This is a genomic window from Pantoea sp. R102 (assembly GCF_004916815.1).
GTDB classification, from domain to species: Bacteria; Pseudomonadota; Gammaproteobacteria; order Enterobacterales; family Enterobacteriaceae; genus Pantoea; species Pantoea dispersa.
This window is the reverse complement of record NZ_SDFT01000061.1, coordinates 1-14819: the sequence shown is the minus strand read 5'-3', so window position 1 is coordinate 14819 and position 14819 is coordinate 1. Positions and strand designations below refer to the sequence as shown.

Sequence of the window (14819 nt, the reverse complement as noted above, 5' to 3'; positions counted from 1 at the left end):
GTTTTTTTTCGTCTGTAGGAAATAGAGGATGAGAACCTCCGAAGGAGGTTTGAGCCGAGCGAAGCGAGACAACGTTGCGTCAGCAACGGCCCGCAGGGCGCTTCTCGCAGAGAAGCGTAATCCTCTCTCGCCGACCATCATTCATGAAACCTGCTTTGAAAAAAGCAGGTTTTTTTCGTCTGTAGCAAAAGAGGATGAGAACCTCCGAAGGAGGTTTGAGCCGGGCGCAGCGAAGGAAGAGCAGTCGGGGAAGTTGTCGCTATTACGCGACATATAACCTGCTGATTTTTAATAGTCTTACTTTTCCTTGCACAGCCTGTCGCTCAGCGGAGACAGCTTTAAGCAGGTGTGTCGCAAATTCCCGACGTTGCTGCCGCGCTCTGTCCCTTACTGCTGGCTAAATGACTGATATAAAATAACTTCCCGTGATTCATGCCATTCTGGCACGCTTTGTGCAATAATCTCTGCGTAGATGCTCATTCCACCTCTTATGTTTGCCAAGGCAACATAAACCTGGGAATGATGCAGAGCCCCTTACGGTATCCGTTGTCCAGCTGGCAGTAACGTGTACGCGCTACTGCAGTAAGAAGGACATTACGTTGAGTCGGATACCATCAGTTGTCTTACCGACCTGATCTTACACCTGCTTCTGGCAGGTGTTTTTTTATCTGCCGTTCACGGATTGATGCCGCATTCCCTGCACGCTCTTTCAGGCAAAAAAAAAGCCGGGACTGGCCCGGCGTGCACAAAAACAACAACAGTAAAATCAGGCGCCAGGATTGTTCTTCAGCGTCAGTAACAGACCTTCGCGACGCATTTTAGCCGCGTCTTCCGGGCGATGCAGGCGATCGTAAACGTCCGCCAGCCAGGCGTAGTCAAAGCCATCCGGACGCTGTGCCAGCGCCTGCTGGAAGGCTTCTGCGGCCTGCTGCCATTCACCGTGGCGCATCAGCAGCTGGCCGAGCGTGCTGTGCAACAGCGGCGTGGCACCGTGCTGCTTAATCTGCTGACGCAGCGCTTTCTCCAGTGCCTGCGGGTCACCGCTTTTGATGCGCGGCATCAGCAGCACCAGCCGATCGTCATACTGACGCTTCAGCCCTTCCAGCACGATGCTTTGCGCGGTGTCCGGGTCGTCGCACTCGATCAAATGCTCAGCCATCGCCACCTGCAGCGCGGTCTCCTGGCGGGTTTTGCGACTCTGGTTCTGCCACCATTTTTTCAGGCCTTCGCTGCCCTGATCGGCCATGGCCTGATTCATCAGACCCAGCCACGCCTGCTGCTGCAGCGCGTTACGCTGGTTCTCATCGTTAATCTGCGCCTTCTGCATCGAGGGCAGGATATCCAGCAGTGCGCCCCAGGCGCCGGTGCGGATATAAGCCTGCTCGGCCAGACGCAGCACTTCCGGATGGCGCGGCGCCACTTCCAGCAGGCGATCGATACCGTGACGTGCGGCGTGATCTTCGTTACGCGCCAGCTGCAGGCGCACGCGGGTGATCTCAACCGGAATGGTATCGTTCTCGGAGAGCTCAGCGGCGCGCTCCAGATGCTGGTTAGCACGGATTTCATCGCCGCGCTGCTGCGCTGCTTCCGCCGCCAGCAGATAGTTCGCCACCGGCTGATCGGCGTGATCGGCATTCTTTGACAGCAGCTTTTCTACCTGACGGTAATCGCCTTCCGCCAGCTTCATCAGCGCGCTTTGCGTGTGACGCTGGGCGCTGCGACGTTTCCGCCCGGTGAACCAGCCGCGGGTGCGGGCGCCGGTGCGGAACAGGCGACGCAGAATCCATTCGACCAGCAGAATCACCAGCAGGCTGAGAATCAGGATGATGGCCAGACCGGTGACGCTGGTCTCAATGTTCCAGTTATCGGTCTGGATCAGCACGTAGCCCTGATGGCCGGCAACCATCGGTCCCAGCACAATGCCGGCAATCAGCAGCAGGAAAAGCACCAATACTTTCAGCATGGTTAGCCTCCCTGTTGATCAGCCGCAGCCGATGGCTGCGCCAGCAGATTGCGCACGCGCGTTTGCATCAGTTTTTCCAGCAGCGCCTGGCTCTCCAGCGTGTCCGGCACGTCCATCGAAATACTTTGCTGACTCAGCTCGTCGAGCTGGGCGAGAAAGGCTTTGGTCGCCGCATCGTTAGTGTCGTACCAGGCACGCACCCAGGTGGATACCGCATCGATGGACTGTTTGTAGATCTCATCCTGATGGCGCGGCACCGCCTGCGCAGCAATCAGCAGACGTGAACGGATGTTTTCGCGCAGATAAACATCCTGATTCGGTGCCAGCAGCGGCTGCGCGGTATTATCGCGGCGGCGGATGGTGATGAAATCATCCATGAAGTTGTGCCAGCTCTTCACCAGATTCTGACGCCACTCGTGCAGCGAGCTGGAGAGCTCACCGCTGTCGGCATCCATCGGCGACTCATCGCTGTCGTTATCGGCCAGACGCAGATTATCCACGCCGTTCGACAACTGGTTCAGCTTGAGGATGATGCCGTCGTAGTCTACCTGGCTGACCGCCGCCAGTGAACTGATGTCCTGGGTCAGCGCACGGCGCACGTTCATGATGCTGGGATCGTTCATCTCCGCCAGGCTGGTGTCCGCGCTTTTCAGCAGCGCTGCCGCGGTGGTGACGTCCTGATCACTCCACAGTTTGCGACCCGCCAGTTTGACGAGGTAGTCGGCCTGCGCCAGCAGCCAGGTGCGGGTATCGTTGCCGGAAATAGTGGCCACTTTTTCACGCAGCTTTTCCAGCTCTTTCGCGCTGTTATCCTGCTGGCTGCGCGCTTCCTGCAGCGCGGTGTTGGCATCCGCCAGCTGCTGCGAGAGCTGTTGTTTATCGCTGCCCAGTTGCTGCTGCAGGGCGCTCAGCTGCTCGCTCAGGTTCTGGTTAGTCTGAGCCTGTAAGTCGGCCTGGTGTTTCCCATTCAGGTAAAGTCCCGCGCCAATCGCCAGTGCAATGACAATTGCCACCGCGCTCAGCACCTTGCCGTCGCTCTTTTTCGCGCGAGGCGGCTGGCTGGCTGGCGTCGGGGAAGTGTCCGCAGGGGTGGTTTCTTCAACCATGGCGGAGGAGTCTTTTTGTTCCGTCATTGTGGCTCATCCCAATGTTAAGTTCAGCGTAACGCACGCAGCAGCGCGTCGTTATCCGCACCATCGGCTACCTCAATCTCCTGCCAGCCTAATTCGGCGGCCTGGGTAGCCAAACGTTCACTGACGACCAGCAGTCGACAGTGCAGCAGCCATTCCCGCCGATCGATTGGCGGAAACAGCGCAAACAGTTGTTGTAACATTTCACCGCTGGTCACCACCAGCGTGGTAATACCGCGATCGCGCCAGCGACGGCCTTCAATCGCGCCGTCGTACTGCTTTTCACAGCGCTGATAGCACTCACAGTATTGCACGTCCGCGCCGCGGGCGATCAGCGTCTCCGCCAGCAGTTCACGACCCGGACTGCCACGCAGAATCAGCGCACGCTTGCCGCTGACCTGCTGCAGGCGATTCAGCCGCACCAGCTCTTCGCTGGTTTCCCGCGCATGCGGATAGTCAACTTTCAGATTACTGACGGTGTGCAGCGCCAGCGCGGTGCTGCGACCAATGGCATAATAGTCGAGAAATGCCGGCCACGCGCTGCGCTGCTGCTGTAAAGCGGGCTGGGCAAAGTGCACCACCTGCTGCGACAGCAGAAATACCAGGTCACCGGGCTGCAGGGCGGCCAGCTTCAGCGGCAGTTGGGGGAGATCGCGACCCGGCGTGAATTCAATCAGCGGAAACGACCACGCCAGTTTGCCCTGGCTGCGCAGGCGCGCAACCAGTTCGCTGGCGGCGGGTTCCGGACGGGTCACGAGGATAGTCATGCGGGCGGCTGTCCCTGATAAACTTCACGCAGAATGTCACGCGCACCGCCGTCCAGCAGCTCTTCGGCCAGTGAGATCCCCATCTGTTCGGCGTGTTCACGCGGGCCGCGGCGTTCACCCACCACCATCTGGCTGCCATCCGGCGCACCGACCAGGCCGCGCAGCCACAGCTGATCGTCTTCCAGCACGGCAAAACTGCCGATCGGCACCTGACAGCCGCCTTCGAGACGGGTATTCATGGCGCGCTCGGCGCGCACGCAGACGGCTGTGTCGCTGTGGTTTAGCGCCTGCAGCAGCGTAATTAACGGCTGATCGTCGAGGCGGCACTCAATGCCGACCGCGCCCTGGCCCACCGCCGGCAGGGAAAACTCCGCCGGCAGCGCCTGGCGAATGCGATCTTCCAGTCCAAGGCGTTTCAGCCCGGCGGCAGCAAGAATGATGGCGTCATACTCGCCAGCGTCCAGTTTGCTGAGACGCGTACCGACGTTACCGCGCAGCGAGCGAATCACCAGGTCCGGGCGCCGTGCGCTAATCTGGCACTGGCGACGCAGGCTGGACGTGCCGACCACCGCGCCCTGCGGCAGCGCGTCGATCGAGGAATAATGATTCGAGACGAACGCGTCGCGCGGATCCTCGCGCTCGCAGATGGTCACCAGTCCCAGACCGTCGGGAAAATCGACCGGCACATCTTTCATGGAGTGCACCGCCATATCGGCACGGTTTTCCAGCATCGCCAGCTCAAGCTCTTTGACAAACAGTCCCTTGCCACCCACTTTCGCCAGCGGCGTATCAAGGATGACATCACCTTTGGTGACCATCGGCACCAGCTCAACCTGCAAGCCGGGATGCGCAGCCATCAGGCGCTGTTGGACATATTGTGCCTGCCACAAGGCAAGCGGGCTTTGCCTGGTAGCAATTCTGAAAATTTTGTTTAACATGCTGTTAACCATTTTGATCGTTCATCGATTATCCTATCATTGATAGGGGAATGCTGTCAGTTTCAACGGATTGACCAGGCTGCAATCTCAGACCGGAGCCCGCTTTTTACGGCGTCAGATTCTGAGGCTGGAGTCCGAAAATGCAGGGCTACGTTTGGAACGTGCTAAACTGTCAGGTAGCGCAACTTTCTTTACGGTCAATCTTCCAGGTGTTAGATTGATCACGTTTCCAGCAATAATTTGCCCGACATCTTTATTATTAAGCGGCAGATTTTGGAAACAGGGTGCTTAACACTGGGACAATCAGGCGAAACGTCTTGTACCTCTACATTGAGACACTGAAACAGAGACTGGATGCGATTAACCAGCTGCGTGTAGATCGCGCACTGGCTGCCATGGGACCTGCTTTCCAGCACGTCTACAGTCTGCTGCCAACATTACTGCATTATCATCATCCGCTGATGCCGGGTTACCTTGAAGGTAGCGTTCCCCATGGCGTCAGCTTCTTTGCGCCTGATGAAAACCAGCAGGAGCTGCTGCAACAGTTAGCGGGTGACCATCCGCTCGAACTCAGCAGCGCGGTGAAGGGCGAACTGCCTATCACCGGCATCTACTCAATGGGCAGCACCTCGTCCGTCGGCCAGAACAGCGTCTCCGATCTCGACATCTGGGTATGCCATCAGTCATGGCTGGATAACGAAGAGCGTCTCAATCTGCAGCGCAAGTGTACGCTCCTGCAAAAATGGTGTGTGTCGCTGGGTGTGGAAGTCAGCTTCTTCCTGATTGACGAAAACCGCTTCCGCCATAATGAAAGCGGCAGCCTCGGCGGTGAGGACTGCGGTTCTACCCAACACATTTTACTGCTGGATGAGTTCTACCGTACCGCCGTGCGCATGGCGGGCAAACGTATTCTGTGGAACATGGTGCCTGGCGAAGAAGAACATCACTACGATGATTATGTGATGTCGCTCTATTCACAGGGCGTGCTGACGCCGAATGAGTGGCTGGATCTCGGCGGTCTCGGCACGCTGTCGGCGGAAGAGTATTTCGGTGCCAGCCTGTGGCAGCTGTATAAAAGTATCGATTCGCCGTACAAAGCGGTGCTGAAAACCCTGCTGCTGGAAGCTTACAGCTGGGAATACCCTAACACGCAGCTGCTGGCGATGGATATCAAACAGCGACTGCACGATGGCGAAATTGTCTGCTTCGGTCTCGATCCCTACTGCATGATGCTGGAGCGCGTGACGCGCTATCTGACCAGCGTCGATGACACCGCGCGCCTTGATTTGGTGCGCCGCTGTTTTTACCTCAAAGTGTGCGAAAAACTCTCCAGCGAGGAGCAGCATCCGCGCGCGGGCTGGCGGCGTGAAATTCTGTCGCAGCTGGTGAAAGAGTGGGGCTGGGACGATGAGAAGCTGGCGGTGCTGGATAATCGCGCGCAGTGGAAAATCGAACGGGTGCGCGAGGCGCACAACGAGCTGCTGGATGCGATGATGCAGAGCTATCGCAACCTGATCCGTTTTGCCCGTCGCAACAATTTAAGCGTCAGCGCCAGCCCGCAGGACATCGGCGTGCTGACGCGTAAATTGTACGCCGCGTTTGAAGCGCTGCCGGGCAAAGTCACGCTGGTGAACCCGCAAATCTCGCCCGATCTGTCGGAAGAGAACCTGACCTTTATTCATGTGCCGGCCGGGCGCGCCAACCGTGCCGGCTGGTATCTGTATAACCAGTCGCCGGACATGAGTTCAATCATCAGCCATCAGCCGCTGGAATATAACCGCTATCTCAACAAGTTAGTGGCATGGGCGTGGTTCAACGGACTGCTGACGCGCAAAACCCGTCTGCACATTAAGGGCAACGAGTTCTGCGATCTGCCGCGCCTGCAGGAGCTGGTCAACGATGTCTCCAGCCACTTCCCGCTGCGTCTGCCGGCGCCGACGCCGAAAGCGCTCTACAGCCCGTGCGAAATCCGGCATCTGGCGATCATCGTTAACCTCGAACACGATCCGACCTCAGCGTTCCGCAATCAGGTGGTGCACTTCGACTTCCGCAAGCTGGATGTATTTAGCTTTGGTCAGCAGCAGCAGTGCCTGATCGGCAGCATCGATCTGCTGTACCGCAACTCATGGAACGAAGTGCGTACGCTGCACTTCAGTGGCGAGCAGGCGATGATTGAAGCGCTGAAAACTATCCTGGGCAAAATGCATCAGGACGCCGCACCGCCGGACACGGTAGAAGTATTCTGCTACAGCCAGCATCTGCGCGGCCTGATTCGTACCCGCGTGCAGCAGCTGGTGTCGGAATGCATTGAGCTGCGCCTGTCGAGCACGCGTCAGGAGCCGGGCCGCTTTAAAGCGCTGCGCATGGCCGGTCAGACCTGGGGTCTGTTTTTCGAGCGCATGAGCGTCTCGGTGCAGAAGCTGGAAAACGCAGTCGAATTTTACGGCGCGATTTCCAACAACAAGCTGCACGGTTTGTCGATCAAAGTTGAATCGAACCAGACGCCGCTGCCACCGGTGGTCAACGGCTACGCCAGCGAAGGCATCATTCAGTTCTTCTTTGAAGACACCAGTGACGATCGCGGCTTCAACATCTATATCCTCGATGAAAGCAACCGGGTGGAGGTGTATCACCATTGCGAAGGCAGCAAAGAGGAGCTGGTGCGTGACGTCAGCCGCTTCTATTCGTCGTCGCACGATCGCTTTACCTACGGCTCGAGCTTTATCAATTTCAACCTGCCGCAGTTCTATCAGATTGTGCACGCCGGCGATCGCTTCCAGGTGATTCCGTTCCGCAGCCAGACGCTGACGCAGCTGTGCGCCACCCAGCCGGACAACGACAACGGCGACTTCCAGCCGCGCTACCAGATGCACTAAAGCCGCTGCGCTGTACGCAGTGGCCTGCCCCCGTTTCTGAACCTTCTGCCGGATATTTCCTGTTGCTTTTACAACGTCAACTGCGATGATAAGCAGCTGGGATTTGGATAAAAAGAGCAGACAGAATGATACGAGTGATGAGCCAGCTGGGTATGGCGCTGGCACTGGTCAGCCTGGTAGGCTGTGGCCTGAAAGGACCGCTGTATTTCCCGCCCAACGATCGGCCGCAACAGAAAAATCAGCCGGTGACTGAGCAGCAGCAGAAAGCGGCACAGGATGCGGATACCAGCGGCCTGGTCACCAGCAAACCGGCTGGCGTGCAGGCGAATTAAACCCGATGAGTCATCCGGCGGAGCAGAAAATGCAGTTCTCGAAAATGCACGGTCTCGGTAACGACTTTATGGTCGTCGATGCCGTGACGCAAAACGTCTTTTTTTCGCCGGAACTGATTCGCCGCCTGGCGGATCGGCATCTGGGGATCGGCTTCGATCAGTTGCTGATCGTCGAGCCACCTTACGATCCGGATCTCGATTTCCACTACCGCATCTTCAACGCTGACGGCAGCGAAGTGGCACAGTGCGGCAACGGCGCGCGCTGTTTTGCCCGCTTTGTTCGCCTCAAAGGGCTGACCAATAAAAGCGACATTCGCGTCAGCACCCAGACCGGCCGCATGGTACTGAGCGTCACCAGCGATGAGCTGGTACGCGTTAACATGGGCGAGCCCAACTTTGACCCGCAGCAGGTGCCGCTGCGCGCTAACAAGGCGGAAAACCTCTATCTGCAGCGCGTGGCCGAGCAGACCGTGATGTTTGGCGCGGTATCAATGGGCAATCCACACTGCGTGATCCAGGTTGAAAGCGTGAAAACCGCCGCGGTGGAGACGCTCGGTCCGGCACTGGAGAGCCATGAGCGCTTTCCCGAGCGCGTGAACGTCGGCTTTATGGAAGTGGTCAATCCGGAACACATCCGTCTGCGCGTGTATGAACGCGGCGCGGGCGAAACCCAGGCGTGCGGCAGCGGCGCCTGCGCCGCAGTGGCCTGCGGCATTCAGCAGGGCATTCTGGCGGAGAAAGTGCGCGTCGATCTGCCCGGCGGCACGCTGCATATCGCCTGGAAAGGGGCCGGTCAGCCGCTGTTTATGACCGGGCCAGCCACACACGTCTATGATGGGTTTATTCATCTATGAAAAATATCGAAGAGCAGACCGACAGCGCGGTTTTGCTGGACGATCAGGCGGTGAGCGCCTGGCTGCGTCACAACCCCGATTTCTTTATTCGCAATGCGCGCCAGGTTGAGCAAATGATGGTGCCGCATCCGGTGCGCGGCAGCGTATCGCTGGTGGAGTGGCATATGGCGCGTCAGCGCAACCACATCCAGCAGCTGGAAGAGGAGATTACGCTGCTGATGGAGCAGGCAACCGCCAATCATCAGCTGTTCGATCGCCTGCTGGCGTTGCAGAGCCATCTCGCGGCCGCCGATAGCCTGCAGGAGATGCTGACGCGCCTGCATCGCTGGGCGCGCGAGCTTGGCCTGGCGGGCGCCAATGTGCGGCTGTTCAGCGACCGCTGGCGCATCGGCGCACCCTCCGATTTCACCCAGCTTGGTCTGTCACGCCAGGCGTTTGAGCCGCTGCGCATCCAGCGCTTTGGTCAGCAGCATCACTACCTTGGCAGTCTGAACGGACCGGAGCTGCTGCTGCTGCTGCCGCAGGCAAAAGCCGTCGGATCGGTGGCGATGTCGCTGATGGGCGAGCAGGGCGATCTCGGCGTACTGATCTTCAGCAGCCGCGACAACCAGCACTATCAGGCGGGCATGGGCACGCTGCTGCTGCAGCATCTGGCACAAATGCTGCCCGACCTGCTGTCTCGCTGGGTTGAGCGCGCATGAGCAGCGCCAGCCCGCTGTTGCCGGCCGTTGAGGGCTTTCTGCGCTATCTGAAAGTCGAACGCCAGCTCAGCCCGCTGACGCAAAAAAATTACCAGCGCCAGCTGCAGGCGCTTATCGCCATGGCGGATGACATGCACATTACCGCCTGGTCGCAGCTGGAACCGGCACAGGTACGCAGTCTGGCGGCGCGCAGCCGGCGCGGCGGTCTCGGTGCCAGTAGCCTGGCCCTGCGCATGTCGGCGCTGCGCAGCTTTCTCGACTGGCAGGTCAGCCAGGGCATGCTGAGCGCCAATCCGGCGAAAGGCATCGCCACGCCGCGCAACGCACGGCATCTGCCAAAAAATATGGATGTCGACGAAGTCAGCCAGCTGCTGGAGATCGACCTCGACGATCCGCTGGCGGTGCGCGACCGCGCCATGCTGGAAACCATGTACGGCGGTGGTTTACGTCTCGCTGAGCTGGTGGGCATCGACTGTCGTCATCTGGACCTGGAGAGCGGTGAAGTCTGGGTGCGCGGTAAAGGCAGCAAAGAGCGCCGCGTGCCGATTGGCGGCACCGCCGTCACCTGGCTGCAGCACTGGCTGCCGCTACGCAACAGCTTCGCGCCGCAGGATGATGCAGTTTTTGTGTCGACGCGCGGCAGCCGTATTTCGGCGCGCAATGTGCAGAAACGCTTCGCCGAATGGGGCATTAAGCAGGGCGTCGCCAGCCATATCCACCCGCATAAGCTGCGCCACTCGTTTGCTACCCATCTGCTGGAATCGAGCGGCGATCTGCGCGCGGTGCAGGAGCTGCTCGGCCACGCCAACCTCTCGACCACGCAAATCTATACCCACCTGGATTTCCAGCATCTGGCGTCGGTATACGATGCGGCACACCCGCGTGCCAAACGAGGAAAGTCTGAATGAAGTTTTATCGCCCGCTGGGCCCGATCAAAGCCATCACCTTTGATCTCGACGATACGCTGTATGACAACTATCCGGTGATCCGTAAAACCACGGCGGAATCGCACGCTGCACTGCAGGCGTATCACCCGGCGCTGCGCGAGTTTACGCCGGAAGATTATCAGGCGCTGCGCGATGAACTGCTGCGGCGTGAGCCGGAAATTTATCACGATGTCTCTGAGTGGCGTCGCCGCTCGGTAGAGCTGGCGCTGCTCAACGCCGGACTGCCGGCCGCGCAAGCCAGCGCAGGTGCCCGGGACGTGATGAGCGTGTTTCACCAGTGGCGCAGTGCGGTGGAGATGCCAGAAGAGACGCATCAGACGCTGACCTGGCTCGGCGAGCGCGTGCCGCTGGTGGCGATCACCAATGGCAACGCCGACCCGCAAAAGCTCGGCATTGATCACTACTTCCAGTTCGCGCTGCGCGCCGGTCCGCACGGCCGCGCCAAGCCGTGGCAGGATATGTACCATCTGGCCGCCGAACGGTTGGGCATTGCGCCGCAGCATATTCTGCACGTCGGCGATGACCTGACCACCGACGTCGCCGGTGCGCTGCGCGCCGGTCTGCAGGCGTGCTGGATCAACCTGCGTGACGGCAATCTGATGAAGATTGATGACGCGCGCCTGCTGCCACACGTGGAAATTCATCAGTTGGCATCGCTGACCTCGCTGCTATAATGGCTGTAAATTTATCCAGTCGTATTCTGTATTCTGCAACGCGTGGCCGTGCAGGCTGTGTGTCACCAGCCTGATCGCTTAGCTGATTACGCCCTCGCAGATATCTGCCCTTGCCGCCTGGCGGCAACGCGAACGGTGCAGGATACGCATCCTACTTGCTTAAAACGGTGCTTATGGACGTTTCCGATCTGCTTAACGGCTTGAATGACAAACAGCGCGAAGCGGTCGCCGCGCCGCGCAGCAATCTGCTGGTGCTGGCCGGAGCAGGCAGCGGTAAAACCCGCGTGCTGGTGCATCGCATCGCCTGGCTGTTGTCGGTAGAGAACTGCTCGCCTTACTCAATCATGGCGGTGACCTTCACCAACAAGGCGGCGGCGGAGATGCGCCACCGTATCGACCAGCTGATCGGTACCAGCCAGGGCGGCATGTGGATTGGTACCTTCCACGGCCTGGCGCACCGTTTACTGCGCGCGCACCACCTGGATGCCGGGCTGCCGCAGGATTTCCAGATCCTCGACAGCGAAGATCAGCTGCGTCTGCTCAAGCGCCTGATCAAAGCCATGAACCTCGACGAGAAACAGTGGCCGGCGCGTCAGGGCATGTGGTACATCAACGGCAAAAAGGACGAAGGGCTGCGGCCTAAGCACATTGAAAGCTACGGCAATCCGGTGGAGCAGACGTGGCTGCGTATCTATCAGGCGTACCAGGAAGCCTGCGATCGCGCCGGGCTGGTCGACTTCGCCGAACTGCTGCTGCGGGCGCATGAGCTGTGGCTCAACAAGCCGCAGATTCTCAATCACTACCGCGAGCGCTTCAGCAATATTCTGGTGGACGAATTCCAGGACACCAACAACATTCAGTACGCGTGGATTCGCATGCTGGCTGGCGACAGCGGCCGGGTCATCATCGTTGGCGATGACGATCAGTCCATTTACGGCTGGCGCGGCGCGCAGGTAGAGAACATCCAGCGTTTCCTGCAGGATTTCCCAGGCGCGGAAACCATCCGTCTTGAACAGAACTATCGCTCCACCAATAACATTCTGAAAGCAGCCAACGCCCTGATTGCCAACAACAATGGCCGTCTGGGGAAAGAGCTGTGGACCGACGGCAGCGACGGCGAAAAGATTTCGCTGTATTGCGCGTTCAACGAGCTGGATGAAGCGCGTTTTGTCGTCAATCGCATCAAAACCTGGCATGAAAACGGCAACGCGCTGCAGGATTGCGCCATTCTCTACCGCAGCAACGCCCAGTCGCGCGTGCTGGAAGAGGCGCTGCTGCAGGGCAGTATGCCGTACCGCATTTACGGCGGCATGCGCTTCTTCGAGCGCCAGGAGATCAAAGATGCGCTGGCCTATCTGCGGCTGCTGGCCAACCGCAACGACGATGCGGCATTCGAGCGCGTGGTCAACACGCCGGTGCGCGGCGTTGGCGATCGCACGCTCGATGTGGTGCGCCAGACCGCGCGTGAGCAGCAGCTGACGCTGTGGCAGGCCACGCGCGCACTGCTGCAATCCAAAGCGCTGGCTGGCCGTGCTGCCTCAGCACTGCAGCGCTTCTGCGAGCTGGTGGATGCGCTGGCGACGGAAACCGCTGAGCTGCCGCTGCACGTACAGACCGATCGGGTGATTAAAGACTCCGGTCTGTGGCTGATGTACGAGCAGGAAAAGGGCGAAAAAGGCCAGGCGCGTATCGAAAACTTAGAGGAACTGGTCACTGCCACGCGCCAGTTCAGCTATCAGGACGAAGACGAAGATCTGATGCCGCTGCAGGCGTTTCTGTCGCACGCGGCGCTGGAAGCTGGCGAAGGCCAGGCGGACAAGTGGCAGGATGCAGTGCAGCTGATGACGCTGCACTCGGCGAAAGGGCTGGAGTTCAGCCAGGTGTTTATCGTCGGCATGGAAGAGGGCATGTTCCCGAGCCAGATGTCGCTGGACGAAGGCGGCCGGCTGGAGGAGGAGCGTCGCCTGGCGTATGTCGGCGTGACGCGTGCGATGGAGAAGCTGACGCTCACCTACGCCGAAACCCGCCGCCTTTATGGTAAGGAAGTGTATCACCGGCCATCGCGTTTCATTGGTGAACTGCCGGAAGAGTGCGTGGAAGAGGTGCGGCTGCGCGCCAGCGTGAGCCGGCCGGTGAGTCATCAGCGCATGGGCACACCAGTGGCGAAGAGCGACAGCGGCTTCGCGCTCGGGCAGCGCGTGCGCCACGCTAAGTTCGGCGAAGGCACCATTATCAATCTGGAAGGCAGCGGCGAGCACAGCCGTCTGCAGGTGGCCTTCCAGGGCCAGGGCATCAAGTGGCTGGTGGCGGCTTACGCCCGGCTGGAAACCGTGTAGCGCGGTTGCGCTACCTTGACGACTTTTTCGTCTCAGCGTAACATGCGCGCACTATTATCATGAGAGGACAATGCCTTGGACGCGCCCAGTCGATGCTGGCTCTATACCCTGGTTAACAGGGACAATTTCTAAGGCTACCTCTTTAACGCGGGTAGCCTTAGCGGTTATCAGCGACCTCCCTTTTTGATCCCGTCGCACGAGTCAGCACTGATTTACCCTTGAAGCGAAAGTTTCCGCGTTCAGGCTTTGCCGTGCCCGTGGTGCCAGCAGCACTGCGGTTCACCGCCTTGTCCCATGTCGTCTGCAATGGGGAGTATTGCTATGCTGAGCGCATTTAAACTGGAGCGCGATCGCCTGACGCGCATCGAGCTGGAAGACAACAACGACAAACTCAATACCTCGGTGTGGGTCGATCTGATCGAGCCGGACGACAGCGAGCGTGAGCGCGTGCAGTCGGAACTGGGGCAGAGCCTGGCAACGCGCCCCGAGCTGGAGGACATTGAGGCCTCGGCGCGTTTCTTCGAGGACGAAGACGGCCTGCACATCCACTCCTTTTTCTTTTTTGAAGATGCTGAAGATCACGCCGGCAACTCCACCGTGGCGTTTACCATCCGCGAAGATCGTCTGTACACGCTGCGCGAGCGTGAGCTGCCGGCGTTCCGCCTGTACCGCATGCGCGCGCGCAATCAGCAGCTGACCGACGGCAACGCCTACGAGCTGCTGCTCGATCTGTTCGAAACCAAAATCGAGCAGCTGGCGGATGAGATCGAGAACATCTATAGCGCGCTGGAAAAACTCAGCCGCGTGATCATGGAAGGGCAGCAGGGCGAAGAGTACGACGACGCGCTGTCGCGCCTGGCGGAGCTGGAAGATATCGGCTGGAAAGTGCGTCTGTGCCTGATGGATACCCAGCGTGCGCTGAACTTCCTGGTGCGTAAAGCGCGGCTGCCGGGCAATCAGCTGGAGCAGGCGCGCGAGATCCTGCGCGACATCGAATCGCTGCTGCCGCACAACGAATCACTGTTCCAGAAGGTTAACTTCCTGATGCAGGCGGCGATGGGCTTTATTAACATCGAGCAGAACCGCATCATCAAAATCTTCTCGGTGGTGTCCGTGGTGTTCCTGCCGCCGACGCTGGTGGCCTCCAGCTACGGTATGAACTTTGAGTTTATGCCGGAGCTGAAGTGGAGCTTTGGTTATCCCGGTGCGATTGGCCTGATGATTCTCGCCGGGCTGGCGCCGTATCTCTATTTCAAACGGAAGAACTGGCTGTAAGTTTACCTGGTGCGCATTAATGCGCA

Annotated in this window: 12 protein-coding genes and 1 other RNA gene; 9 read left to right on the top strand and 4 right to left on the bottom strand. The window is 59.2% G+C overall.

What is annotated here, in order from left to right; translation table 11 throughout:
• Window positions 1-7: 7 nt before the first annotated feature.
• Window positions 8-137, top strand: a non-coding RNA gene (locus ERD80_RS08545) — RtT sRNA.
• A gap of 629 nt (window positions 138-766) precedes the next feature.
• On the opposite strand, the gene hemY is transcribed toward ERD80_RS08545, so the two are convergent.
• Genes hemY through hemC form a run of 4 tightly spaced genes read right to left on the bottom strand, consistent with a single transcriptional unit; the run spans window position 767 to window position 4798 of the window.
• Entirely contained in the window at window positions 767-1963 is a 1197-nt protein-coding gene (gene hemY, locus ERD80_RS08540) for a protoheme IX biogenesis protein HemY (protein WP_059012018.1), read from the bottom strand.
• A gap of 2 nt (window positions 1964-1965) precedes the next feature.
• A complete protein-coding gene (gene hemX, locus ERD80_RS08535; protein ID WP_136546537.1) occupies window positions 1966-3096 on the bottom strand; it encodes a uroporphyrinogen-III C-methyltransferase in 1131 nt (376 codons plus the stop codon).
• Between the two features lie 23 nt (window positions 3097-3119).
• Window positions 3120-3860, bottom strand: coding sequence for a uroporphyrinogen-III synthase (gene hemD / locus ERD80_RS08530; RefSeq protein WP_058758110.1), 741 nt, complete (start codon window positions 3858-3860; stop codon window positions 3120-3122).
• Window positions 3857-4798: a hydroxymethylbilane synthase gene (gene hemC, locus ERD80_RS08525; protein ID WP_059012020.1), complete on the bottom strand. Its 942-nt coding sequence runs from the start codon at window positions 4796-4798 to the stop codon at window positions 3857-3859. The genes hemD and hemC overlap by 4 nt, the downstream gene beginning before the upstream one ends.
• Before the next feature lie 317 nt (window positions 4799-5115).
• Between hemC and ERD80_RS08520 the strand changes: the two genes are divergently transcribed.
• From ERD80_RS08520 to corA, 8 genes are all read left to right on the top strand, one after another.
• Entirely contained in the window at window positions 5116-7674 is a 2559-nt protein-coding gene (locus tag ERD80_RS08520; RefSeq protein WP_136546535.1) for a class I adenylate cyclase, read from the top strand.
• A gap of 125 nt (window positions 7675-7799) precedes the next feature.
• Window positions 7800-8006 carry a lipoprotein gene (locus tag ERD80_RS08515; protein ID WP_022548017.1) on the top strand — a complete coding sequence of 69 codons (207 nt, stop codon included), beginning with the start codon at window positions 7800-7802 and terminating at the stop codon, window positions 8004-8006.
• Between the two features lie 29 nt (window positions 8007-8035).
• On the top strand, window positions 8036-8860 hold the full coding sequence (dapF, locus tag ERD80_RS08510; protein ID WP_031279612.1) for a diaminopimelate epimerase: 825 nt from the start codon (window positions 8036-8038) through the stop codon (window positions 8858-8860).
• Window positions 8857-9561: a DUF484 domain-containing protein gene (locus ERD80_RS08505; protein ID WP_021506972.1), complete on the top strand. Its 705-nt coding sequence runs from the start codon at window positions 8857-8859 to the stop codon at window positions 9559-9561. The genes dapF and ERD80_RS08505 overlap by 4 nt, the downstream gene beginning before the upstream one ends.
• Window positions 9558-10469 (top strand): tyrosine recombinase XerC, encoded by a 912-nt coding sequence (xerC, locus tag ERD80_RS08500; RefSeq protein WP_021506971.1) that lies wholly within the window; start codon window positions 9558-9560, stop codon window positions 10467-10469. Before ERD80_RS08505 ends, xerC begins: the two co-directional genes overlap by 4 nt.
• On the top strand, window positions 10466-11182 hold the full coding sequence (gene yigB / locus ERD80_RS08495; protein WP_136546533.1) for a 5-amino-6-(5-phospho-D-ribitylamino)uracil phosphatase YigB: 717 nt from the start codon (window positions 10466-10468) through the stop codon (window positions 11180-11182). Before xerC ends, yigB begins: the two co-directional genes overlap by 4 nt.
• A 173-nt stretch (window positions 11183-11355) precedes the next feature.
• Window positions 11356-13518, top strand: a complete 2163-nt coding sequence (gene uvrD / locus ERD80_RS08490) for a DNA helicase II (RefSeq protein WP_021506969.1) — start codon at window positions 11356-11358, stop codon at window positions 13516-13518.
• 321 nt (window positions 13519-13839) lie between these two features.
• Window positions 13840-14793: a magnesium/cobalt transporter CorA gene (gene corA, locus ERD80_RS08485; protein ID WP_010617090.1), complete on the top strand. Its 954-nt coding sequence runs from the start codon at window positions 13840-13842 to the stop codon at window positions 14791-14793.
• Window positions 14794-14819 lie beyond the last annotated feature (26 nt).